The sequence below is a fragment of the Pseudomonas purpurea genome, from assembly GCF_039908635.1.
Lineage (GTDB): Bacteria > Pseudomonadota > Gammaproteobacteria > Pseudomonadales > Pseudomonadaceae > Aquipseudomonas > Aquipseudomonas purpurea.
On the sequence record NZ_CP150918.1, the window covers coordinates 4,727,207 to 4,751,123 of the forward strand.

Below are 23,917 nucleotides of genomic sequence, written 5' to 3' on the forward strand. Positions count from 1 at the left end.
AGTGGATTGCCCTATACGTATCAGTTTCCATGCCAACAATTTAATCTATACAAATCAATAGCTTGAATAACACGTAGTCATTAAGACCCAAGCTGTTTTATAGTCACCCTGACTACACGGAGTCAATATGACCGCAAAATCCCTGCTGACCACCCTGCTGCCGCTGGTGTCCGACCTCTCGCGCGAATTGCCCGAAGGCGAACGCTACCGACGCCTGCTCGAAGCCCTGCGCGCCCTGCTGCCTTGCGACGCCGCCGCCCTGTTGCGCCTCGATGGCGAGTGGCTGGTGCCGCTCGCCGTCAACGGCCTGAGCACCGACACCCTCGGGCGGCGCTTCAAAGTCAGCGAGCACCCGCGCTTCGCCGCACTGCTCGCCAGCCCCGGGCCGACCCGCTTCCCCAGCGACAGTGATTTACCGGACCCTTACGACGGGCTGGTCGATGGCCTCGACGAACACCTGCAAGTCCACGACTGCATGGGCTGCCCGCTGTTCATCGACGAGCGGCCGTGGGGCTTGTTGACCCTCGATGCGCTGGACCCGGAACGCTTCGAACCGATTGAACTGGACGCCCTGCAAGCCTTCGCCAGCCTCGCGGCCGCCACGGTCAACGCCGCCGAGCGCATCGAACGGCTAGCCACTCGCGCCGAGGACGAACATCAGCGCGCCGAGGTCTATCGCCAGGCCAGCGGCCAGCAGCAGCGTGAAATGATCGGCCAGAGCAAGGCCCACAAACGCCTCGTCGAAGAGATCAACCTGGTCGGCGGCAGCGACCTGACCGTGCTGATCACCGGCGAAACCGGGGTCGGCAAGGAGTTGGTGGCGCAAGCGATTCACGCCGCGTCCCCGCGCGCCGAAAAACCGATCATCAGCCTCAACTGCGCCGCACTACCGGACACGCTGGTGGAAAGCGAACTGTTCGGCCACGTGCGCGGGGCGTTCACCGGGGCGATGAATGACCGGCGTGGCAAGTTCGAACTGGCCAATGGCGGCACGCTGTTTCTCGATGAAGTCGGCGAATTGTCCCTGACGGTTCAGGCCAAGTTGCTGAGGGTGCTGCAAAGCGGTCAGTTGCAGCGGCTCGGTTCGGACAAGGAACATCAGGTGGACGTGCGCCTGATCGCCGCGACCAACCGCGACCTCGCCTTCGAGGTACGCAGCGGCCGCTACCGCGCCGACTTCTACCATCGCCTCAGCGTGTATCCATTGCTGGTGCCGGCCCTGCGGGATCGCGGCCGCGATGTGTTGCTGCTCAGCGGTTACTTTCTGGAACAGAACCGCTCGCGCATGGGCCTTAACAGCCTGCGCCTGAACAGCGATGCCCAGGCCGCGCTGCTGGCCTACGGCTGGCCGGGCAACGTGCGCGAACTGGAACACTTGATTGGCCGCAGCGCCTTGAAGGCCTTGGGCAATTGCCGTGAACGACCGAAGATATTGAGCCTCAGCGCGGCAGACCTGGATTTGCCCCACACGCCCCTCGACGCCGCGCCCGAACAGTCTGTCGCCATGGCAGCGCCGGCCCTTGAGGTCGGCAGCGACCTGCGCCAGGCCACCGAAAACTACCAGCGTCAGTTGATCGCCGCTTGTCTTGAACGCCACCAGAACAACTGGGCCAGCGCCGCCCGTGAACTAGGCTTGGATCGGGCGAACCTTGGAAGGATGGCCAAAAGATTGGGCATGAAGTGATCGCATGCCAAACTCGGTCCCCTGTGGCGAGGGAGCTTGCTCCCTCGCCACAAGGTTCAGCGTATGACGCACAGACTGCCAATAACCCTAAAGCCTGCCCCCGACAAGTCGATAACCCGGCATCAATAGTTGTTGGCGATCCCGTCATCGCCCATCACCTTTTTCCACAGAAGGTTTTTATGTCTTCCAACAAAGCCCGCGCAGACTCACTTTCGCTTCTGCTCTTTACCTTGCGCAGCGGCAAGCTGATGGCGATCAACCTGCTGAAAGTCAGTGAAATCATCCCCTGCCCGCCCCTGACCAAACTGCCGGAGTCGCACCCGCACGTCAAAGGCATCGCCACGTTGCGTGGTGCCTCGCTGTCGGTGATCGACCTCAGCCGGGCGATTGGCGAAATGCCCCTGGCCGACCCGGATGGCGGCTGCCTGATCGTCACCGACGTGAGCCGCTCCAAACAGGGCCTGCATGTGCAAGCCGTGAGCAAGATTGTTCACTGCCTGACCACCGACATCCGTCCGCCACCCTTTGGCTCCGGTGGCGTGCGCTCCTACATCACGGGCGTGACCCAGGTCGACGGCACACTGGTGCAAGTACTGGACATCGAAAAAGTCATCCACGGTATCGCCCCGGCGCAGATCGAAATGGCCCCGACCGAGCTGAGCATGGAAGACGCCGAAGTGCTGGGCAACGCCAAGATCCTGGTAGTCGATGACAGCCAGGTGGCGCTGCAACAGTCGGTCCACACCCTGCGCAACCTCGGCCTGCAATGCCACACCGCCCGCAGCGCCAAGGAAGCCATCGATTGCCTGCTGGACCTGCAAGGCACCGCCCAGCAGATCAACCTGATTGTCTCGGACATCGAGATGTCGGAAATGGACGGCTACGCCTTCACCCGCACCCTGCGCGAAACACCGGACTTCTCCCACCTCTACGTGCTGCTGCACACCTCGCTGGACAGCGCGATGAACAGCGAAAAAGCCCGTTTGGCCGGGGCCAACGCGGTGCTGACCAAGTTCTCCTCGCCAGAGCTGACCAAGTGCCTGATCGAGGCCGCCAAAACCGTCGCCCAGCAAGGGTACTGAGCCTTGGCTGACGCGTACTGCCTGCTTATGCGGCGCGACCTATCATCGGGAGTGCCGCCGAGTGTCTGGCCGGATGGCGTCCGGTTGAGCGACTACCGCCCGGCATCGGCCGAAGCGGTTCATGGGCTGATGGAACGGGGTTATCAACAGGGTGGCGGCCGAGTGCCGGCGCTCGATGTCTGGCGCGAGCGCTTTGAATCCGACGCCGAATACGACCCGGCGCTGTGCTTCATCGCTACCGATGCCCAGGGCATTGTCGGCGTGGTTCAGTGCTGGACCAGCGCCTACATCAAGAACCTGGTGGTGCACCCGCGCGCTCAGCGCCAAGGGTTGGGACGTGCCCTGCTGCTGCAGGCGTTCCATGCGTTTCAACAGCGGCGCGAAGGGTTTGTCGACTTGAAGGTTTTGGAAGACAACCATCGCGCCCGGGCGCTGTATGAAAGCGCCGGGATGCGCGTCGTCCGCCGGGAAATCGTTGCGGACTGACACCGCCATCGCGAGCGCGCTCGGCGCCTACAAAATTTGCGCCTTATGAAGATCAACTGTAGGAGCCGGGCTTGCCCACGATGAGGCCCGCCCAACCCACCCAACACCATCAGGCATACTCCAACCTTGGTTCCCCCAAGGATGCCCCAACCATGAAAGCTGCCACCCTGACCGTCTTCTGCTTCACCGCCCTGGCCTCTCTGGCGCAGGCCTCCAGCCCGGACGCCTGGGCCGCCTTCGACAAAGCCGTACTCGCCAGTTGCACCCAGGCCAGCCAATTGAGCCACCCCAAACCCGTCGGCAACCCCGCACAGTTCGACGACCGGGTCGGTTACACCGCGCTGTTGCTGCAAGGCCAATACCCGCAAAAACACATGAAAGGCCAGCAAGGCACCGAGTTGTGCCTGTACAACAAAAAATCCAGAACCGCGGTGGTCACCGAATGGGACTCGATCCGTTCGTCCGATCAGCCCCGGTGACTGGCGCACAACTTGCTTTGACAGGGCCCTTCGCGGTGGTTTTTCGCCATCGCCGACACCTCTGGAATGCGACCGGCCACCCGATGAACACGACCTATTCCTGCGTAGGCTGCGGCAAATGCTGCAACGACCACCACGTCCCCCTGACCCTCGCCGAAGCCCGCATGTGGGCGGCGGATGGCGGCACAGTGATCGTGCTGGTGGAAGGTTTTCTCGGCAATGGCCTGGGCCTGCCAGTGCAACAACGCGAACACGCCGAACGCCGTTCGGTGATCGTTCAGAGCGGCGAGACCCAGGCCCACGTGGCAATCACCTTTGCCGCGTACAACGCCGGTCCCTGCCGGAATCTTGACGAAGACAACCGGTGCGGCATCTACGAGCGCCGACCACTGGTGTGCCGCATCTACCCGATGGAAATCAACCCGCACATTCCCCTGAACCCGAGCGCCAAGGATTGCCCGCCCGAATCCTGGGAACAGGGCCCGGCGCTGATCGTCGGTGGCCAGTTAGTGGACCAGGAACTGGCAATGCTGATCCAGCACTCACGTCAGGCGGACCGCGACGACATTCAGGCCAAGGAAGCGATTTGCGAACGGCTGGGGATTCGTACCACAGCCCTTAAAGGTGACGGCTTCACCGCGTACCTGCCGGACATGGCCGCGTTTGCCCAAGCCATTGATCAGGTTCAGGCAGCGCCGTTGCCGGATTCGGCGGGCGAATGGCTGTTCCATGTCTCGGGCGATGACATCGCCGGACAGGTGCAAGCCGCTGGCGCTCACCTGACAACGGTCGCCCCCCAGAACTATGCGTTCATCTCCCTGCGCGCCGCATAAGCACCTCGCCCCCTGCGCTGCCGGGAAGCTGTGCCCGACTCTCACGCAGGAATGATCAACTACCCGCGCTTGTTCCAGAACTCGCGCGCCAGCAGTTGCAAGTCACCCGCCAGCCCCGCCACGTCCTCTGAATTGACGTGGCTCTGCTGTCCGGCGCAGACCGTGGCCTCGCACGCGGTGCGAATGCTGATGATGTTGCGGTTGATGTCTTCGCTGACCGCACTTTGCTGCTCCACGGCAGCGGCAATTTGCAGGCTCATTTCGGTAATCTGGTTGACCCGCTGGCTGATGCCGTCCAGCGCCGTTGCGGCGCGTTGGGCCTGGTCGACGCTGTTTTCCACATGCTCGCTGCTTAGCTGCATCACCTGCACCGCGTCCCGCGCACCGTTTTGCAGGGTGCTGATCATCCGCTGGATTTCATTCGTCGACTGCTGCGTGCGCTGCGCCAGCCCCCGCACCTCATCGGCCACCACCGCAAAACCACGGCCGGCGTCGCCTGCGCGGGCGGCCTCGATGGCGGCGTTGAGTGCCAGCAGGTTGGTTTGATCGGCAATGCTGCGGATCACCTCCAGCACCCCGGAAATATCCGTGCTGTGCCCTTCCAGTTGATGAATCACCTCGGTGGCACGAGACAGTTCGGTGGCCAGGCGCAACACCGCGCTGCGGCTTTCGCCCACCAGATGATGACCTTCGCGGGTTTCACTTTCCGCCTGGTCGGCTGCCTGCGAGGCCTGCTGCGCATGGCTGGCGACCTGCGCCACACTGGCCGCCATCTGATGAATCGCGGCGGCGACCTGATCGGTTTCCGCCTGCTGATCAAGGGTGCTGCTGTGGCTGCTTTGCAGGTGTTCGACCAACTCGGCCGCGTGGCCCGCCAGGCGTTGCGAGGCATCGCCAATACGGCCCACCACCGCGCCGACCTGCGCTTCGAGCATCTGCAAGGCAAACTCGACCTGACCGAACTCATCCCGGCGCCCGGTATAAATTCCCTGGCTCAGCGGGTTATCGGCAATCACCCGGGCCCGCTCGGTCAAGCGCCCCAGCGGACGCAACGCCAGGCTGACGGCAATCCCGGCAACGCCGCTGCCAACCACCAGCACCAGCAACGACCACCACGGCGACCAGGACGTCAGCCAATCGGCCGCCGCCAGGCTCAAGGCCAGCACCGCACTGAACGACGCCCACAGTTTGAGCTTCAACCCTGGCGCCGGCAGTTGTCGCCATAACGGCGAACGGGTGCTGCGCATCCGGGCGTAGGCTTTTTCGGCCGCCTCGATCTGCTCCGCGCTGGGTTTGGTGCGCACGGACTGGTATTCCATCGCCTGCCCGCCCTGCGTCACCGGCGTGACATAGGCACTGACCCAATAGTGATCACCGTTTTTGCAGCGATTCTTGACCATACCCATCCATGAGCGGCCCCGCTTGAGCGTGCGCCACATATGGCCGAACGCGGCCGAGGGCATGTCGGGGTGACGAAGCAAATGGTGAGGTGAGCCCAGCAACTCTTCCCGGCTGTAACCGCTGATCTGAATAAAATCGGCGTTGGCGTAGGTGATCGCGCTAGTCAGATCGGTGGTCGAAAGAATGTTCGCGTCGGGGGCAAAATCCACATTTCGCCCCGTTACCGGGAGATTGATCTTCATGGAGAGCGCGCTCGTTTTATTGGAAGAGTCGGCAGGGCTGCTGACTCTAAGCGCACTGATTCCGCAAATACTGATCTGGCTCAGGAAATGAGCACTTAGCCATCATTGCGACTGAAAACCCGATAAACCGGGCTTGTCAGCCTGGCTGGCGACTCAGCGTTTGCCCATCGAGCGACGAGTGCCGGGAGGCGCTGCGCCGGGGGTCTTGGTGTGGCCGTTCTTGGCGCCGTTCTTGTACCACGGCTGATTGGCGTTTTTGGCAGCGGCCAGTTCACCCGGTTTGAACGGGAACTTGAAAGCCGGGATCGCGGCTTTGGTTTCGCTGTCGGCGCTGGAGTCGACGCTGTCTGGCAGGTCAGCCTGGTCGTTTTCAGCCACAGGCGGTTGTGTCGGGGAAGTCATGAAAGCTCCGGGTGTTGCATTGAGTCGGGCCCGGATGATGAGCCGCGAAAGGCGGCAGTATAACGAGAAGCGCAGCCGCAAGCTTCAAGTTACCAGCGGCAAATTGCAGCCGGACAGCACACACTCTGGCCCGAAGATGAACGCTCGCCGCAGCCTTTCTGACAGCGCTGACAGTTAGCCGTCACGGTGCCGACCCGATCATCGGTTTATAAGTGAACCATTAATATCCGACCCTTTTGCCCCGGCGCTCGATACCCATGCTTATTCCTGGAAAAACCCTCGCGATTACAGGCCTGCTGGCAGTCGCCGTGGCGGTGGCCACCTGGGTCGCACTCAAACCGGCGAGTGCCCGCCTCGTTGCACCGAGCGCGATTCCGGTACGCGTGGTCAGCGTGGTTGAACAGGACGTGCCACGCTACGTCAGCGGGATCGGTTCGGTGCTGTCCTTGCACAGCGTGGTGATCCGGCCGCAGATAGACGGCATCCTCACCAAACTGCTGGTCAAGGAGGGCCAACTGGTCAAGACCGGCGACCTGCTGGCGACCCTCGATGATCGAACGATCCGCGCCAGCCTCGATCAGGCCCGCGCCCAACTGGGCGAAAGCCAGGCGCAGTTGCAGGTGGCCGAGGTCAATCTCAAGCGCTACAAACTGCTGACGGTCGATGACGGCGTGTCCAAACAGACCTACGACCAGCAACAGGCGCTGGTCAATCAGTTGAAAGCCACGGCGCAGGGCAATCAGGCCGCCATTGATGCCGCGCAGGTACAGCTTTCGTACACGCAGATTCGCTCGCCGGTGACGGGGCGGGTCGGTATCCGTACCGTCGACGAAGGTAACTTCCTGCGCATGAGCGATACCCAAGGGTTGTTTTCGGTGACCCAGATCGACCCGATCGCGGTCGAGTTTTCCCTGCCGCAGCAGATGCTGCCGACCCTGCAACGGCTGATCGCCGCCCCGCAGCCTGCTGCGGTGGATGCCTACATTGGCGCCGACGGTGCTACCGGCGATTTGCTGGGCGAAGGCCATTTGACGCTGATCGACAACCAGATCAATGCCAACACCGGGACCCTGCGCGCCAAGGCTGAGTTCGACAACGCCACGCAACGGCTCTGGCCTGGGCAATTGGTGACGGTCAAGATCCAGACCGCTCTCGACAAAGGCGCCCTGGTGGTGCCGCCGGGCGTGGTCCAGCGAGGCCTGGACCAGCATTTCGTGTACCGGGTCAAAGGTGACAAAGTCGAAACCGTGCCGGTGCACATGGTCTACCAGGACAGTGAGCTGAACATCATCAAGGGCGTGCAGGCCGGCGACGTGCTGGTCAGTGACGGCCAGTCACGACTCAAGCCGGGGGCCACCGTGCAAGTGCTCGGCGCCCCACCGGCCGTGACCCAGGCTGCCGCGCCGGAGCAGCGGCCATGAAAGGCCGGGGCTCGATTTCCGCCTGGTGCATCGACCACCCGGTCGCGACCGTCCTGCTGACCTTCGCCCTGGTGCTGCTGGGGCTGATTGCCTTCCCGCGCCTGCCGATTGCGCCGCTGCCGGAAGCCGAGTTCCCGACGATTCAGGTCGCCGCCCAGTTACCCGGCGCCAGCCCGGACACCATGGCCTCGTCAGTGGCCACGCCTTTGGAAGTGCAGTTCAGCGCCATCCCCGGCATGACCCAAATGACCTCCAGCAGCGCCTTGGGTTCGACCAACCTGACCCTGCAATTCACCCTCGACAAAAGCATCGACACCGCCGCGCAGGAAGTGCAGGCCGCCATCAACACCGCCGCCGGCAAACTGCCCAAGGACATGCCGACGCTGCCGACCTGGCGCAAGGTCAACCCGGCCGACAGCCCGGTGCTGATCCTCAGCATCAGCTCCACGCAAATACCCGGCACCGAACTCAGCGACTACGCCGAAACCCTGCTGGCGCGACAACTGAGCCAGATCGACGGGGTTGGCCAGATCAACATCACCGGCCAGCAACGCCCGGCAATCCGGGTCCAGGCCTCGGCCGACAAACTCGCGGCCATCGGCCTGACACTCGCCGACATTCGCCTGGCGATCCAGCAAACCAGCCTCAACCTGGCCAAAGGTGCGTTGTACGGCGAGTCGAGTATTTCCACGCTGTCGACCAACGATCAGTTGTTCCATCCCGAGGAGTACGGCCAACTCATCGTCTCCTATAAGAACGGAGCGCCGGTCCAGCTCAAGGATGTGGCGAAGGTAGTCAATGGCTCGGAAAACGCCTACGTCCAGGCCTGGTCCGGTGACGAACCGGGGGTGAATCTGGTGATCTCGCGGCAACCGGGGGCCAACATCGTCGAGACCGTGGACCGGATTCAGGCCGCTTTGCCAGGCCTTCAAGCCATGCTTCCCGCATCAGTGCAGGTCAACGTGCTGATCGACCGCACGCAGACCATTCGCGCCTCGCTGCACGAAGTGGAAGTCACCCTGCTGATCGCGGTGTTGCTGGTGGTCGCAGTCATGGCGCTGTTCCTGCGCCAATGGTCGGCAACGCTGATCGTCGCCAGCGTACTCGGGGTGTCACTGATCGCCAGTTTCGCCTTGATGTACGTGATGGGTTTCAGCCTGAACAACCTGACGCTGGTGGCGATCGTGATCGCCGTGGGCTTCGTGGTCGACGATGCCATCGTGGTGGTGGAAAACATCCACCGTCATCTGGAGGCCGGCGACGGCATGCGTGAAGCGGCGATCAAAGGCGCTGGCGAGATTGGTTTTACCGTGGTTTCAATCAGCTTCTCGCTGGTGGCGGCGTTCATTCCGCTGCTGTTCATGGGCGGCGTGGTGGGCCGTTTGTTCAAGGAATTCGCCCTGACCGCCACCTCGACCATCATGATTTCGGTGGTGGTGTCCCTGACCCTGGCGCCCACCCTGGCCGCGCTGTTCATGCGCGCACCAGAGCATCACGCCCACGCCAAAGCCACGTTCGGCGAACGCTTGCTGGCGCTCTATGAACAAGGCCTGCGCCGGGCCCTGGCCCATCAGAAACTGATGCTGGGGATCTTCGGCCTGACACTGTGCATGGCGATTGCCGGCTACGTGTTTATCCCCAAGGGGTTCTTCCCGGTTCAGGACACGGGTTTTGTGCTCGGGACCACGGAAGCGACCGCCGATATTTCCTACACTGACATGGTGAAAAAACACTTGGCGATGGCCGAAATCGTAGCTGCCGATCCGGCGGTGCAAGCCTTCTCCCATTCGGTGGGCGTCTCGGGCAGCAACCAGACCATCGCCAACGGGCGCTTCTGGATTGCCCTGAAAAAACGCGGTGACCGCGATGTGTCGGCCAGCCAGTTCATCGACCGGATTCGCCCACAGCTGATGAAAGTGCCCGGCATCGTCCTGTACCTGCGTGCCGGGCAAGACATCAACCTCAGCTCCGGCCCCAGCCGCGCCCAGTATCAGTACGTGCTCAAGAGCAACGACGGCCCGACGCTGAACACCTGGACCCAGCGCCTGACGGAAAAACTGCGTGGCAACCCGGCGTTTCGCGACATTTCCAACGACCTGCAACTGGGCGGCAGCATCACCCACATCAACATCGACCGGGCGGCTGCGGCACGTTTCGGGTTGACCGCCAGCGACGTCGACGAAGCGCTGTACGACGCCTTCGGGCAGCGGCAGATCAACGAGTTCCAGACCGAGATCAACCAGTACAACGTGATCCTCGAACTCGACACCCGCCAGCGCGGCAAGGCCGAAAGCCTGGCCTACTTCTACCTGCGCTCGCCGCTGAGCGGTGAAATGGTGCCGCTGTCGGCATTGGCCAGGTTCGACGCGCCCACCATCGGCCCGTTGTCCATCGCCCATGACGGCATGTTCCCGGCCGCCAACCTGTCATTCAACCTGGCCCCCGGCGTCGCACTGGGTGACGCGGTGATCATGCTCAATCAGGCGAAAAGCGAAATCGGCATGCCGGCCTCGGTCAACGGCAACTTCCAGGGCGCGGCGCAGGCATTCCAGAGTTCGCTGGCCAGCCAGCCGTGGCTGATTCTCGCGGCGCTGGTGGCGGTGTACATCATCCTTGGCGTGCTCTACGAGAGTTTCGTGCACCCGCTGACGATCATCTCCACCCTGCCTTCGGCCGGGCTCGGTGCCCTGATGCTGCTGTGGATTCTGGGGCAGGACTTCTCGATCATGGCGCTGATCGGCCTGGTGCTGCTGATCGGGATCGTCAAGAAAAACGGGATCCTGATGATCGACTTCGCCCTCGACGCCCAGCGCAATCGAGGGCTGCCTCCCGAAGAAGCAATCTACGAAGCCTGCCTGACACGGTTCCGGCCGATCATCATGACCACCCTCGCCGCCCTGCTCGGCGCGCTGCCGCTGATGCTCGGCTACGGCACCGGTGCCGAACTGCGCCAGCCACTGGGGATCGCGGTGGTCGGCGGGTTGCTGGTCAGCCAGGCCCTGACGCTGTTTACCACGCCGGTCATATACTTGTGGCTAGAGCGGCTATTCCATCGGCCCACACCAGCGCCTGCGCTGGCGAGCACACACTGAGGCGGGTCATGCGCGTTCTGATTATCGAAGACGAAGAAAAAACCGCGGACTACCTGCGCCGCGGCCTGACGGAACAGGGCTACACCGTGGACCGCGCCCCGGACGGGGTCGAAGGCCTGCACCTGGCGCTGGAAACCGATTACGCGGTGATCATCCTTGACGTGATGCTGCCAGGGCCTCGACGGGTATGACGTACTGCGCGCGCTGCGGGCACGCAAGCAAACCCCGGTGATCATGCTCACCGCCCGCGAACGCGTCGAAGACCGGGTCAAAGGCCTGCGCGACGGGGCCGACGATTACCTGGGCAAACCCTTTTCCTTTCTAGAACTGGTGGCGCGCCTGCAAGCCTTGACCCGCCGCAGCGGTGGTCATGAGCCGGTGCAAGTGACCATCGCCGACCTGTGGATCGATTTGATCAGCCGCAAGGCCACCCGTGCCGGGACGCGACTGGACCTCACCGCCAAGGAGTTTTCGCTGCTCAGCGTGCTGGCCCGGCGCCAGGGCGAAATCCTCTCGAAAACCGCCATCGCCGAAATGGTCTGGGACATCAATTTCGACAGCGACGCCAATGTCGTCGAAGTCGCGATCAAACGCCTGCGCGCCAAACTCGACGGGCCGTTCGAAGAGAAACTGCTGCACACCATTCGCGGCATGGGTTACGTACTGGAGAGCCGTCGTGCCTCGTAACTCCATCGCCCTGCGCCTCAGTGGTCTGTTCACGCTGGTGGCGGCGCTGGTGTTCCTGGTGATTGGCTGGGCGTTGTATCAACAGGTCGACAAGGGCCTGGGCCTGTTGCCCGAGGCCGAGCTGGATGCGCGTTACAGCGTGCTGGAGTCGACGGTGGGCCGTTACGGCACGCCGGAGCATTGGGTGAAGATCAACAACAAACTCAATCTGCTCAGCGAGGAAGACAAGCGCATCCGCTTCTGGATCATCAGTGGTGATGCAAGTTACGAATACGGCCATCTCACGCCGCAGATCCGCACCTTCGCCGAAGGCCCGATGGGCATGCGCGACCTGCAACTGCCGGATCAGCCCTACCCGTTGAAAGTGCTGGTCAGCCAGTTTCCGGCCAAGGACCAGCGCCCGCCGCTGCGCTTCATGATCGGCATCGACACCCACACGATTTATGAAACCCGGCACCAATTGTTGATGGCCCTGATCAGCCTGGCGATCCTCGGCGTAGTACTGGCCTCGGCGCTGGGTTACTGGGTGGCGAAGATCGGCCTCAAGCCCTTGATCAAACTGTCCCAGGAAGCCCAGCGACTGGCGCCGCCGTTGCTGTCGGCACGGCTGCAATTGTCACCGCTGCCACCGGAACTCGATCAGTTCGTCACTGCGTTCAACTCCACCCTGGCACGGGTCGAACAAGCCTACACACGCCTGGAGTCGTTCAACGCCGACGTCGCCCACGAACTGCGCTCGCCACTGACCAACCTGATCGGCCAGACCCAGGTCGCCCTGACGCGTGGACGCTCGGCGGAACATTACTTCGAAGTCCTGCAATCGAACCTTGAAGAACTCGAACGCCTGCGCTCGATCATCAACGACATGCTGTTTCTGGCCAGCGCCGATCAGGGCAGCAAGGCCACCAAACTGACCTCGACCTCGCTGGCCAATGAAGTGGCGACCACCCTGGACTACCTCGACTTCATCCTCGAAGACGCGCAGGTCAAGGTCCAGGTCAGCGGCGATGCCCAGGTGCGGATTGAAATCGCCCACCTGCGCCGAGCACTGATCAACCTGCTGAGCAACGCGGTGCAGCACACCGCGCCTGGGCAGGTGATTGAGGTACGGATTGAGGCCGAGGAACATCAGGTGAGTATCGGCGTGGCCAACCCGGGGGCGCCGATTGCCAGTGAGCATCTGCCGCGATTGTTCGAGCGGTTTTATCGGGTCGACGCCTCACGCAGCAACAGCGGCAACAACCACGGGTTGGGGCTGGCGATCGTCAAGGCGATTGCGTTGATGCATGGCGGGGATGTGTTTGCGCGCAGTGATGACGGGGTTAACACGTTCGGTATTTATCTACCGGTTTAGCGCTATCCCTGTGGCGAGCACGCTTGCTCGCGCCGGGCTGCGAAGCGGCCCCAATTAATCCAGCCGCGATTCAACAGGCATATATTGAAGACTGGTTTACGACTGCTGCGCAGCCGAACGGGAGCAAGCTCCCTCGCCACAAAAGCCCCTCGCCACAGGTCGACGTGACTATTGCTAATGGCGCAACAGTCCTTTCTGCAATCCGCTCTTTTTCGAAACACCGAAGACCTTTACTTTTGCCGCACCAAACAGCACTTGCCAAGCAAGAAGGTCTTTAAACATGTCCAACAGTATGGGTATTGCCAGCGCTTTTGTTTTGTCTTCGTTGTTGATGTCGCCGTTCGTCATGGCTGAAGAGTCGCCTGCCTTTATCGCGCAAAACGCCGCGCGGGCCGACGCCTTCGAAAAGTCCCGGGCAGAACTGACCGCCAAGGCGCAAAACGCTGTGCAACCCCAGCAAACATCCGTCAATCACACTCAACCCCAGGTTGAGAAAGACAGCTGATCCGCCACACCCCTTAGTTTCCCTCGACACTTCACGGGGCTCTTTCCCTGATGAAGTTGTCTTCAAGCCGCTGCTGTCAGCGGCTTTTTTTCGTTGTGTAATACGTGTTCATCTTCTCTAACAAGAAACTGGCCACTGCAAACACTGCTCAGTTAAAAGAATAAAGTTCGTTAAAGACCCAAGGAGCTGTACCCCACGTGAGTATCACTTTAAAACTCAGCCCGTTGTTCATTGCAATGACCGCAATGATGGCTGCCAGTACCCAAGCGGCTGAAACCTCAACAAGCGAAGGTTTCGTTGAAGGCTCCAGCCTCAAGTTGACCGCACGCAACTACTACATGAACCGCAACCGTTTGCAGCGAACCGACGACAACATCGAATGGGGCCAGGGCTTCATCGGGATTTTCGAATCCGGTTACACCCAGGGCACGGTCGGCTTCGGTATTGACGCCAACGCCATGCTCGGGCTCAAACTCGACGGCGGTGGCGGCACCGACGGCTCGAGCATCCTGCCGGTCGGCAGCGGCAACGGCAAAGCCCCGGGCTCGTTCTCGAGCGCTGGCGGCACCCTGAAAATGCGCGCCTTCGACACCGAACTGAAGGCCGGCGACCTGTTCCTCAACAACCCGGTGATTGCCGGTGGCATGAGCCGCATGCTGCCGCAGACCTTTCGTGGCGTCAGCCTGACCAACCACAGCTTCGATGGCTGGATGATCGAAGGTGGCCAGGCCAGTTTCACCAAGCCGTACAACGAAAGCGGCCGCCAGCGCATCGGCACGTCCTACGGCAAACTGGCGAGCGGCGACGAAAGCCAGCACCTGAACTGGGCCGGGGTGGCCTGGAGCGGCTTGCCGGGGCTGACCAGCAGCCTGTATGCGTCCGAACTCAAGAACATCTGGAACCAGTACTACTACGACCTCGACTACACCTACGCGGTCAACGAGCTGGTCAGCCTGAACCCGGGCCTGCACTACTATCACACCCAGGACACCGGCGATTCGCTGCTGGGCAAGATCGACAACAACACCTACAGCCTGCACTTCACCGTCGGCGTTGGTAACCACAGCGTCACCGCCGCGTATCAGCGGGTGAACGGCAACACGCCGTTCGACTACATCTCCCAGGGCGACAGCATCTACCTCGACAACTCCCAGCAGTACTCGGACTTCAACGGCCCGAACGAACGCTCCTGGAAACTCAAGTACGCCTACGACTTCGCCGGCCTCGGCTTCCCGGGCCTGACCTCGGCCGTGTCGTACTCGCGTGGCGAACTGGACCTGAGCAAGGTCGATCCGCAGAGCCGTGGTTACGCAGCCTGGTACAACCAGAACGGCGAGCACGCCAAACACTGGGAACGTGACCTGGACCTCAAGTACGTGGTTCAGGCCGGCGCGGCCAAGGATCTGGCGGTCCGCCTGCAATGGGCGACCAACCGTGGTGGCAATGGCTACGGCACGCTTGATCAGGACACCGATGAGTATCGGGTGATCGTCGACTACCCGATGGATGTGTTCTAAACACACCCATCAAAGGGCCAGCATCTTTCGCTGGCCTTTTTTGTGTCCCGGATTTATACATTCTCATCATATGAACACGCATCAATGAACTGATCGCTGCGACGCTGCCCCTCTGTTCGGGCACTACGCTTATACCGTCCCTCCAGCAGAAATCAGAACCATGACTGTGAGCCGCACGCCCCTCGAGGTTCCGATCAAAACCGGACGCCCCGAACTCATGTTGATCCTCGGCAGCTCTCTGACCGTTATCGCCATCCTCAGCATCGTCACTTTTTTGTTGATCCGCGAACACGCCAACGCCAAACAGTCGGCAACCCGTGGCGCGACCAACATCGTGCAACTGATCGACGCCGATGTACTGCGCAACGTCGAACTCTATGACATGGCGCTGCAAGGCCTGATTACCGCCTCCATGCGCGACGACCTGCAAAAGGTTTCGCCACAGATCCGCCATCTGGTGTTATTCGACCGTGCCAGTACCGCCCGCTTCCGGGGCGACTTCCTGTTGCTGGACAAGCACGGCAATGTCATTGCCGACTCGTCGCGGGTAGACCCTAAGCCCGGCAACTTCGCCGACCGCGATTATTTCCTCGCCCACGTGTTCAGCAAAGACACCGGGATGTTCATCAGCCGCCCGTTCAAGCCCCGTTGCAACTGCGATGACCGGGACCTCTGGCGCATCAGTTTCAGCCGCCGTATCTCCTCCTCGACCGGCGAGTTTCTCGGCGTCGCCGTTGCTTCCATGCACCTGGCGTACTTCGACGAACTGTTCAACAGCCTGGACATAGGACGCGACAGCACCCTCAACGTGCTCAACAGCGACGGCATCCTGCTGGCGCAGAAACCCATATTGAACAATGCAGCCATCGGCCAGAGCTTCGGCAACCGCCCCAACGTCGTGCGCATCATGCGCGAAGGCACCGGCAGCTTCACCAGCGTCTCGAGCATCGACCAAAAAAATCGTCTGTACACCTTTTCGCGCGTCGGCAACCTGCCCTTGACCGTCAGCGTCGCGCTGTCCACCGAAGAGGTGTTCGCCGCGTGGCGGCGGACCGCAATCCTGATCAGCGGCGCGACCGGCGTGCTGTGCCTCGGCCTGCTGTGGCTGACCTGGTTGCTGTGTCGCGAACTGCGGCTACGCCAGCAGGCCGAACGGGAACTGGCACAACTGGCAGCCACCGACGCATTGACCGGCGTGGCCAACCGCCGCGCACTGGATCAGGCACTGAGCCGTGAATGGTCCCGCGCGCAACGCTCCGGCAAGCCACTGTCGGTGTTGATGATCGATGCCGACCACTTCAAGGCGTTCAATGATCGCCATGGTCACCAGGTCGGCGACGACGCCCTGCGCAACGTCGCCCAGGTCATCAGCCAGAATATCCGTCGCCCGGCCGACCTGGTGGCACGGTATGGCGGCGAGGAGTTTTGTGTGGTCCTGGCCGAAACCGACCCCAGCGGCGCGCTGCGTATCGCCGAGAACATCCGCGCAGCCATCGAACAAATACCGCCGGTCGACGGTGACACGTCGCCGATCACCGTCAGCATCGGGCTCGGCACGTGGGTGGGCGAACCCGGTGAGAGCCTTGATGCGTTGATGTTCGAGGCTGACAAAGCGCTGTACCGCGCCAAGCACACCGGGCGTAACCGGGTGGTTGCTGCGGGCTGAACGGGTTTGGCGTGTCAAAAGCCGCGCCGCGCTCGCGTAGTCACGAGCGGTGTGGCGATCCGACTTGCCCGCGATGAGGCCCGAACAGCCTCCCGAAAAACACAGGCAACCTCTTTATCCAGACCATAAAAAAAGGCCACCCGAAGGCAGCCTTTAAAAACTAAAGAAAGAGAGTAATGCTTACACGGCCGCAACCGGACGCATGTAAGAGATCGGCGCAGTGCTGGCGTCTTCGAAGGTCACGACTTCCCACGCATCTTTCTGCTCAATCAATTTGCGCAGAAGCTGGTTGTTCAGTGCATGCCCCGACTTGAAGCCTTTGAACTCACCTATCAGGCTGTTGCCCAGCAGGTAGAGGTCACCAATGGCATCGAGGATCTTGTGCTTCACGAATTCGTCTTCATAGCGAAGGCCGTCTTCGTTCAGTACACCATCCGCGTCGACCACAATGGCGTTTTCGACGCTGCCGCCGAGTGCGAGGTTGTGCTTGCGCAGGTACTCGATATCACTCATGAAACCAAAGGTACGGGCGCGACTGACTTCTTTTACGAACGAAGTGCTGGAAAAATCCACGCTGGCACTTTGGGTGCGGTCGCGAAACACCGGGTGATCGAAATCGATCTCGAAGCTCACTTTGAATCCTTCGAAAGGGACGAAAGTGGCGCGCTTGTCGCCGTCTTCCACTGTCACTTCACGCAGGATGCGGATGAACTTCTTGGCTGCGTCCTGTTCTTCCAGGCCGGCCGATTGAATCAGGAATACGAAAGGTCCAGCGCTACCATCCATGATCGGGACTTCGGACGCGGAGAGCTCGACGTAGGCGTTATCGATGCCCAGGCCAGCCATGGCCGAGAGCAAGTGCTCCACCGTATCCACTTTGGTGTCACCGTTGACCAGTGTGGTCGACATAGTGGTTTCACCAACGTTTTCCGCGCGAGCAGGAATCTGCACCACAGGGTCGAGGTCGGCACGACAAAACACAATGCCAGTGTCGACAGGCGCAGGCTTGAGAGTCAGGTAAACCTTCTCCCCGGAATGCAGGCCTACACCTGTGGCACGGATAATATTCTTCAGGGTGCGTTGTTTAATCATGGCATGGGCCGCTTCAGCGCAAATTGCGAACTGGTATCAACAAAGGCTGGCGATGATAGCAGACCAGACCTTTGCTGAACACCAATCACCCTAATACCCCTGATACATTTCATCAATCGGCCTGGCGACGCAGGAAAGCCGGGATGTCCAGGTAGTCCAGATCATCTTGCGGATTCAGCTTCGCCGCTGCTGCTGCACCGGCCTGAGCCTGGTTGCGCATTACAGTTGGACGGTCCAGGTCACGGTAGTTGACCGACGGCAGTTCCTGACGAGCAGGGGCTGGCGCCTGAGCAGCCATGGAGGTGTGAACGGTATTGTCGATGACCTTTACAGGCTTCTCGATTTTTGCGCCCAGACCTGTGGCAACCACGGTCACGTGCAGTTCATCGCGCATGTCCGGATCGATAACAGTACCGACCTTGACCATCGCGTGCTCGGAAGCGAAGGCTTCGATGATGCTACCCACGTCGGAATACTCACCCAGGGACAGGTCAGGACCGGCGGTGATGTTCACCAGGATGCCGCGTGCACCTTGCAGGTTCACGTCTTCGAGCAGCGGGTTGCGGATAGCCGCTTCCGTTGCTTCGCGTGCACGGTTCGGACCGCTGGCGCAGCCAGTGCCCATCATCGCCATGCCCATTTCGCTCATCACGGTACGCACGTCCGCGAAGTCGACGTTGATCATGCCCGGACGCTTGATGATGTCGGAGATACCGCGAACGGCACCGGCCAGTACATCGTCAGCCTTGGCAAAAGCCGACAGAAGGCTGGCGTCTTTACCCAGGATGGTCAGCAGCTTCTCGTTGGGGATAGTGATCAACGAGTCGACGCTTTCAGACAGCAGACGGATGCCTTCATCGGCGATCTGCATGCGCTTGCGACCTTCGAACGGGAACGGACGGGTCACCACCGCAACGGTGAGGATCCCCATTTCCTTGGCCACTTCGGCAATGATCGGCGCAGCACCGGTACCGGTACCGCCGCCCATGCCCGTGGTGATGAACACCATGTTGGTGCCCTGCAGCACTTCGGCAATACGCTCGCGGTCTTCCAGAGCGGCCTGACGACCGACTTCCGGGTTCGCGCCCGCGCCCAGCCCTTTGGTAACGGCTGTGCCCAGTTGCAGGATGGTCCGCGCGCCAATGCTTTTCAGCGCCTGGGCATCAGTGTTGGCGCAGATGAACTCAACGCCTTCAATGTTGCTCTTGACCATGTGATTCACGGCGTTGCCGCCGCCACCGCCAACACCGATAACCTTGATTACCGGGCTCTGCGGGATGTTGTCTACGAGTTCGAACATGTTCCCTCTCCTTTCATTTCTCTAGTTTTTTCGCCTACTGCGCCTACTGCGTACTGCCTACTGCGTGTTGCCTGCCGCTTGAAACCTGCTTGCTGCTGTATTGCGGTAAATCTTTAGAAGTTGCCCTGAACCCAGCTCTTGATACGGTCGAGCAAGGCCGCTTTAGGTTCTTCGTTGCTGTAACTGTCGCGGCTGCCGATGCCCGAGAAGGACGTCCCGTCGGACTGCTTTTGCAGGCCGTACATCAGCAATCCAACGCCGGTGGAATAAATCGGGTTGCGCACCACGTCGTCCAGCCCCTTGACGCCGTGCGGCACGCCCAGGCGCACCGGCATGTGGAAAATCTCTTCGGCCAGTTCGACCGCGCCTTCCATTTTCGACGTACCGCCGGTCAGCACGATGCCGGCCGGGATCAGGTCTTCGTAGCCGCTGCGACGCAGTTCGGCCTGGATCAGCGTGAACAGTTCGTCGTAACGCGGCTCGACCACTTCGGCCAGGGCCTGGCGGGACAGCTCGCGTGGCGGACGATCACCGACGCTTGGGACCTTGATGGTTTCACCGGCACCGGCCAGTTTGGCCAGGGCGCAGGCGTAACGGATCTTGATTTCTTCGGCGTACTGGGTCGGGGTGCGCAACGCCATGGCGATGTCGTTGGTCACCTGGTCGCCCGCAATCGGGATCACGGCGGTGTGACGGATCGCGCCTTCGGTGAAGATCGCGATGTCGGTGGTGCCGCCACCGATGTCCACCAGGCAAACGCCCAGTTCTTTCTCGTCATCGGTCAACACCGAGTACGCGGAAGCCAGTTGTTCAAGAATGATGTCGTCGATTTCCAGACCACAGCGACGCACGCATTTTTCAATGTTCTGTGCCGCGTTCACCGCGCAAGTCACGACGTGAACCTTGGCTTCCAGACGCACGCCGGACATGCCCAGGGGTTCACGAACGCCTTCCTGGTTGTCGATCACATAATCCTGCGGCAGGGTGTGCAGAACCCGCTGGTCAGCCGGGATCGCAACAGCCTGGGCTGCGTCGAGGACGCGCTCGAGGTCAGCCGAACTGACTTCGCGATCACGGATCGCAACGATGCCGTGGGAGTTCAGGCTGCGGATGTGATTACCCGCCACGCCGACGAACGCCGAGTGGATCCGGCAACCGGCCATCAACTGCGCTTCTTCGATGGCGCGCTGGATCGATTGCACCGTGGACTCGATGTTCACCACCACGCCCTTCTTCAGGCCGCGCGAGGGATGGGTGCCGATCCCGACGATTTCCAGCGTGCCGTCGTCCGAGACCTCGCCTACCAGCGCCACTACCTTGGAGGTGCCGATATCCAGACCGACGATCATTTTGCCGCTTTGCACGTTTGCCATGGTCCTGCCTCTCTTAATTCTTCGCGACGGCGGGTTGGGCCGTCGTGGGCGCTACAGGTTCCCGCCAGCCGACGGCGAGGCCGTTGGCATAACGCAGGTCGATGCGCGCGATGTTCGTAATCTGTTCTTTGAGCGTCTTGTCATAAATGGCAATGAAGCGGCGCATCTTTTCTACCAGGGCGCCGCGTCCCAGCAGCAGTTCGATCCCGGGGCCTGCGCTACCGGCACCGGTGGTCAGGAACCAGCTGCCTCGTTCACGCAGTTCCAGGCGTGCAATCGAGAAGCCCATCGGGCGCAGCATCTGGCTCAATACCTGGTACTGCTGCATCACTTGTTGCTGTGCCCGTTGAGGCCCGAACAGTTGAGGCAGGTGTTCGTAGTTGGCCAACTCACGCGGCGTGAACGCCTGGCCCTGGTTGTTCAGCAACGCTTCGTCGCCCCAACGGGCCACGGGCAATTGCTCTTCCAGGCGAATCACCACCTGGTCCGGCCACACGCGCCGCACTTCGGCATGAGCGATCCATGGCATCTGCTCCAGCTCGGTACGCATGCTCGCCAGATCAATGGTGAAGAAGCTCGCCGCCACGTACGGGGCGATCCGCTGCTGCACCGCTTGCTGGCTGATGTAGCTCAGGTCGCCCTGCACGTTGATCTTGGTGATCGGCCGGTCGGCGTAGGGCAGCAACCGCTGCGCGCCTTCGTAAGTACCGAACCCAAGGGCAACCAGCAGCACGGGCCAGAACAAGGCTTTGAGAAAACCAAAGTTGGCTTTCGGCAGGCGCACCGACATCGGCTCTTTGGCCACCATCCGGCTGGCACCCCGCGGCACCGGCTTGCGGCCGGGTGCGGGTGGCTGATGACGTAGCTGGTGGCCTTGCATGGACTTACCCTCGCGGCTCTTTGTTACCGGCAGCGTTGCTGCCAACACTGGCCGCCAGGATCGCCAACACCAACTGTTGGAAATCCAGACCGGCGGCGCGTGCTGCCATTGGGACCAGACTGTGGTCGGTCATACCCGGTGCAGTGTTGACTTCCAGGAACCAGAACTGCCCTTCGGCGTCCTGCATCACGTCAGCCCGTCCCCAACCGGCGATACCCAGCGCCTCACAGGCTTTCGCCGTGAGGTCCATGAGTTCTTGTTCTTTGGTGCTGTCCAGGCCACAAGGAATCCGATACTGGGTATCGGATGCCACGTACTTGGCGTCGTAGTCGTAGAACGTGTGCGGTGTGCCCAAGGCAATCGGCGGCAACACCTGGTCACGCAGGGTGGCGATGGTGAACTCCGGACCTTGAATCCATTGCTCGACCAACACTTGCGAATCGTAGGTACTGGCCGCTTTCCAGGCGTCGATCAATTCAGACGCGCTGGACACTTTGGCCATACCGATACTGGAACCTTCATGGGCCGGTTTGACGATCAAAGGGAAGCCCAGTTCCGTCGCCGCCAAAATACAGTCGGCTTCGCTGCTCAGCACCGCATGACGTGGCGTTGGAATACCCAGGGTGTGCCAGACCTGTTTGGTCCGCAGTTTGTCCATCGCCAGCGCCGACGCGAGGATGCCGCTGCCGGTGTAGGGAATACCCAGGCACTCGAGCAAGCCCTGCATGCTGCCGTCTTCACCGCCACGGCCGTGGAGAATGATGAACGCGCGATCGATCTTCTCGTTCAGCAAACGCTGCAGGAAGTCGTCGCCGACGTCGATGCCGAACGCATCCACGCCCGCGCTTTGCAGGGCTTCAAGCACCGCGTTGCCGGATTTCAGCGACACCTCACGCTCGGCGCTTTTGCCGCCGAACAGCACGGCGACGCGGCCGAAGTCTTTCGGGGCAATCGTCGAGAACAGGCTGGAATAGGCAGCAGTCATTTCAATTTCTCCGGGCCGGCAGCCGCAACGGCGCCCGCGAACAACGGACTTTTCAACAGTTTCGGCGCGAGGCCACCGATGTCACCGGCGCCCTGGCACAACAGGATGTCGCCGGCACGCAGCAGTGGCTTGACCACTGGCGCCAGGTCAATGCCGCGCTCGATGTAGATCGGGTCCAACTGACCGCGCTGGCGGATGCTGTTGCACAGCTTGCGGCTGTCGGCACCGGGAATCGGTTCTTCACCGGCCGGGTAGACTTCCATCAGCAACAGCACGTTGGCGTCGGCCAGTACATTGACGAAATCGTCGTACAGGTCGCGGGTGCGGCTGTAACGGTGCGGCTGGTAAACCATCACCAGACGGCGCTCCGGCCAGCCACCGCGCACGGCCTTGATCACCGCGGCCACTTCGGTCGGGTGGTGACCGTAGTCGTCCACCAGCATCACGTTGCCACCTTCGACGGGCAGTTCGCCGTAGACCTGGAAGCGTCGACCCACGCCCTGGAAGCCCGACAGGCCCTGAACGATGGCTTCATCGCTGACGCCCTCGTCGGTGGCGATGCAGATGGTTGCCAGGGAATTGAGCACGTTGTGGTTGCCCGGCATGTTCACCGACACATCCAGTGGCTCACGGTCAGGACGCAGCACGGTAAAGAAGGTCTGCATGCCCTGCTGGCGAACATTGATCGCGCGTACGTCAGCGTCTTCGCTGAAGCCGTAGGTCACGGTCGGACGCTTGACCAGCGGCAGGATTTCGCGCACAACCGGGTCGTCCAGGCACATCACGGCCAAACCGTAGAACGGCAGGTTGTGCAGGAATTCGACGAAGGTTTTCTTCAGTTTGTTGAAGTCACCGTCGTAGGTCGCCATGTGGTCGGCGTCGATGTTGGTGACCACGGCCACCAGCGGTTGCAAGTGCAGGAAGCTCGCATCGCTTTCATCGGCTTCGGCGATCAGGTAACGGCTGGTGCCCAACTGTGCATTGGTGCCAGCGGCATTCAGACGACCACCGATCACGAATGTCGGGTCCAGGCCACCGGCCGCGAACACCGAAGCAATCAGGCTGGTGGTGGTGGTTTTGCCGTGGGTACCGGCCACGGCGATGCCATGGCGGTAGCGCATCAGCTCGGCCAGCATTTCGGCACGCGGCACCACCGGAATGCGACGCTCAAGGGCGGTCGCGACTTCCGGGTTCGAGGTGTTCACGGCACTCGACACCACCAGTACATCGGCGCTCGCGCTGTTCTCGGCGCGGTGGCCGATGAAAATCTGTGCGCCGAACGATTCGAGACGTTCGGTCACCGGCGACGCTTTCAGGTCGGAACCGGAGACTTGATAGCCCAGGTTCAACAACACTTCGGCAATCCCGCACATGCCCACGCCGCCGATGCCGACGAAGTGGATGCGGCGGATCCGGCGCATTTCCGGTTGTGGCAT

At 61.4% G+C, this 23,917-nt stretch carries 19 protein-coding genes and 1 pseudogene; 12 read left to right on the forward strand and 8 right to left on the reverse strand.

The features are described 5' to 3' along the window. Positions 1 to 127: 127 nt before the first annotated feature. From norR to AABM54_RS21145, 5 genes are all read left to right on the forward strand, one after another. Entirely contained in the window at positions 128 to 1,684 is a 1,557-nt protein-coding gene (gene norR, locus AABM54_RS21125; RefSeq protein ID WP_347901922.1) for a nitric oxide reductase transcriptional regulator NorR, read from the forward strand. A gap of 179 nt (positions 1,685 to 1,863) precedes the next feature. Next, positions 1,864 to 2,766: a chemotaxis protein gene (locus AABM54_RS21130; RefSeq protein WP_347901923.1), complete on the forward strand. Its 903-nt coding sequence runs from the start codon at positions 1,864 to 1,866 to the stop codon at positions 2,764 to 2,766. Between the two features lie 3 nt (positions 2,767 to 2,769). Beyond that, positions 2,770 to 3,252 carry an N-acetyltransferase gene (locus AABM54_RS21135; protein WP_347901924.1) on the forward strand — a complete coding sequence of 161 codons (483 nt, stop codon included), beginning with the start codon at positions 2,770 to 2,772 and terminating at the stop codon, positions 3,250 to 3,252. Between the two features lie 152 nt (positions 3,253 to 3,404). Beyond that, on the forward strand, positions 3,405 to 3,731 hold the full coding sequence (locus AABM54_RS21140; RefSeq protein ID WP_347901925.1) for a hypothetical protein: 327 nt from the start codon (positions 3,405 to 3,407) through the stop codon (positions 3,729 to 3,731). A gap of 83 nt (positions 3,732 to 3,814) precedes the next feature. Beyond that, positions 3,815 to 4,564, forward strand: coding sequence for a YkgJ family cysteine cluster protein (locus AABM54_RS21145; protein WP_347901926.1), 750 nt, complete (start codon positions 3,815 to 3,817; stop codon positions 4,562 to 4,564). Between the two features lie 59 nt (positions 4,565 to 4,623). Here AABM54_RS21145 and AABM54_RS21150 read toward each other — a convergent pair whose 3' ends face one another. Together AABM54_RS21150 and AABM54_RS21155 are read right to left on the reverse strand one after the other, a co-directional pair. Beyond that, positions 4,624 to 6,207: a PAS domain-containing methyl-accepting chemotaxis protein gene (locus AABM54_RS21150; RefSeq protein ID WP_347901927.1), complete on the reverse strand. Its 1,584-nt coding sequence runs from the start codon at positions 6,205 to 6,207 to the stop codon at positions 4,624 to 4,626. A gap of 153 nt (positions 6,208 to 6,360) precedes the next feature. Further along, positions 6,361 to 6,609, reverse strand: a complete 249-nt coding sequence (locus AABM54_RS21155; RefSeq protein ID WP_347901928.1) for a hypothetical protein — start codon at positions 6,607 to 6,609, stop codon at positions 6,361 to 6,363. 257 nt (positions 6,610 to 6,866) lie between these two features. On the opposite strand from AABM54_RS21155, the gene AABM54_RS21160 reads away from it, so the two are divergent. From AABM54_RS21160 to AABM54_RS21190, 7 genes and pseudogenes are all read left to right on the forward strand, one after another. Continuing rightward, positions 6,867 to 8,030, forward strand: a complete 1,164-nt coding sequence (locus AABM54_RS21160) for an efflux RND transporter periplasmic adaptor subunit (RefSeq protein WP_347901929.1) — start codon at positions 6,867 to 6,869, stop codon at positions 8,028 to 8,030. Beyond that, positions 8,027 to 11,122 (forward strand): multidrug efflux RND transporter permease subunit, encoded by a 3,096-nt coding sequence (locus AABM54_RS21165; protein ID WP_347901930.1) that lies wholly within the window; start codon positions 8,027 to 8,029, stop codon positions 11,120 to 11,122. Before AABM54_RS21160 ends, AABM54_RS21165 begins: the two co-directional genes overlap by 4 nt. Before the next feature lie 8 nt (positions 11,123 to 11,130). Further along, positions 11,131 to 11,809: pseudogene (locus AABM54_RS21170) on the forward strand (heavy metal response regulator transcription factor). Continuing rightward, positions 11,799 to 13,163 (forward strand): heavy metal sensor histidine kinase, encoded by a 1,365-nt coding sequence (locus tag AABM54_RS21175; protein WP_347901931.1) that lies wholly within the window; start codon positions 11,799 to 11,801, stop codon positions 13,161 to 13,163. Before AABM54_RS21170 ends, AABM54_RS21175 begins: the two are co-directional and overlap by 11 nt. Before the next feature lie 280 nt (positions 13,164 to 13,443). Then, positions 13,444 to 13,668, forward strand: coding sequence for a hypothetical protein (locus AABM54_RS21180; protein ID WP_347901932.1), 225 nt, complete (start codon positions 13,444 to 13,446; stop codon positions 13,666 to 13,668). 197 nt (positions 13,669 to 13,865) lie between these two features. After that, the gene (locus tag AABM54_RS21185; RefSeq protein ID WP_347901933.1) at positions 13,866 to 15,185 is read left to right on the forward strand and encodes an OprD family porin; all 1,320 of its coding nucleotides are present in this window, start codon (positions 13,866 to 13,868) and stop codon (positions 15,183 to 15,185) included. 160 nt (positions 15,186 to 15,345) lie between these two features. After that, complete coding sequence (locus tag AABM54_RS21190) at positions 15,346 to 16,851, forward strand: sensor domain-containing diguanylate cyclase (protein WP_347901934.1); 1,506 nt, start codon at positions 15,346 to 15,348, stop codon at positions 16,849 to 16,851. 180 nt (positions 16,852 to 17,031) lie between these two features. Here the strand turns inward: AABM54_RS21190 and lpxC are convergent, their stop codons facing one another. The 6 genes from lpxC to murC form a co-directional block, all read right to left on the reverse strand. Then, positions 17,032 to 17,943: a UDP-3-O-acyl-N-acetylglucosamine deacetylase gene (gene lpxC / locus AABM54_RS21195; protein ID WP_347901935.1), complete on the reverse strand. Its 912-nt coding sequence runs from the start codon at positions 17,941 to 17,943 to the stop codon at positions 17,032 to 17,034. Between the two features lie 112 nt (positions 17,944 to 18,055). After that, positions 18,056 to 19,243 carry a cell division protein FtsZ gene (gene ftsZ, locus AABM54_RS21200; protein WP_347901936.1) on the reverse strand — a complete coding sequence of 396 codons (1,188 nt, stop codon included), beginning with the start codon at positions 19,241 to 19,243 and terminating at the stop codon, positions 18,056 to 18,058. A gap of 113 nt (positions 19,244 to 19,356) precedes the next feature. Then, positions 19,357 to 20,616 carry a cell division protein FtsA gene (gene ftsA / locus AABM54_RS21205; RefSeq protein WP_347901937.1) on the reverse strand — a complete coding sequence of 420 codons (1,260 nt, stop codon included), beginning with the start codon at positions 20,614 to 20,616 and terminating at the stop codon, positions 19,357 to 19,359. Between the two features lie 13 nt (positions 20,617 to 20,629). Continuing rightward, positions 20,630 to 21,496 carry a cell division protein FtsQ/DivIB gene (locus AABM54_RS21210; protein WP_347901938.1) on the reverse strand — a complete coding sequence of 289 codons (867 nt, stop codon included), beginning with the start codon at positions 21,494 to 21,496 and terminating at the stop codon, positions 20,630 to 20,632. 4 nt (positions 21,497 to 21,500) lie between these two features. Continuing rightward, a complete protein-coding gene (locus tag AABM54_RS21215) occupies positions 21,501 to 22,481 on the reverse strand; it encodes a D-alanine--D-alanine ligase (RefSeq protein WP_347901939.1) in 981 nt (326 codons plus the stop codon). Beyond that, the gene (gene murC / locus AABM54_RS21220; protein ID WP_347906270.1) at positions 22,478 to 23,917 is read right to left on the reverse strand and encodes a UDP-N-acetylmuramate--L-alanine ligase; all 1,440 of its coding nucleotides are present in this window, start codon (positions 23,915 to 23,917) and stop codon (positions 22,478 to 22,480) included. The genes AABM54_RS21215 and murC overlap by 4 nt, the downstream gene beginning before the upstream one ends.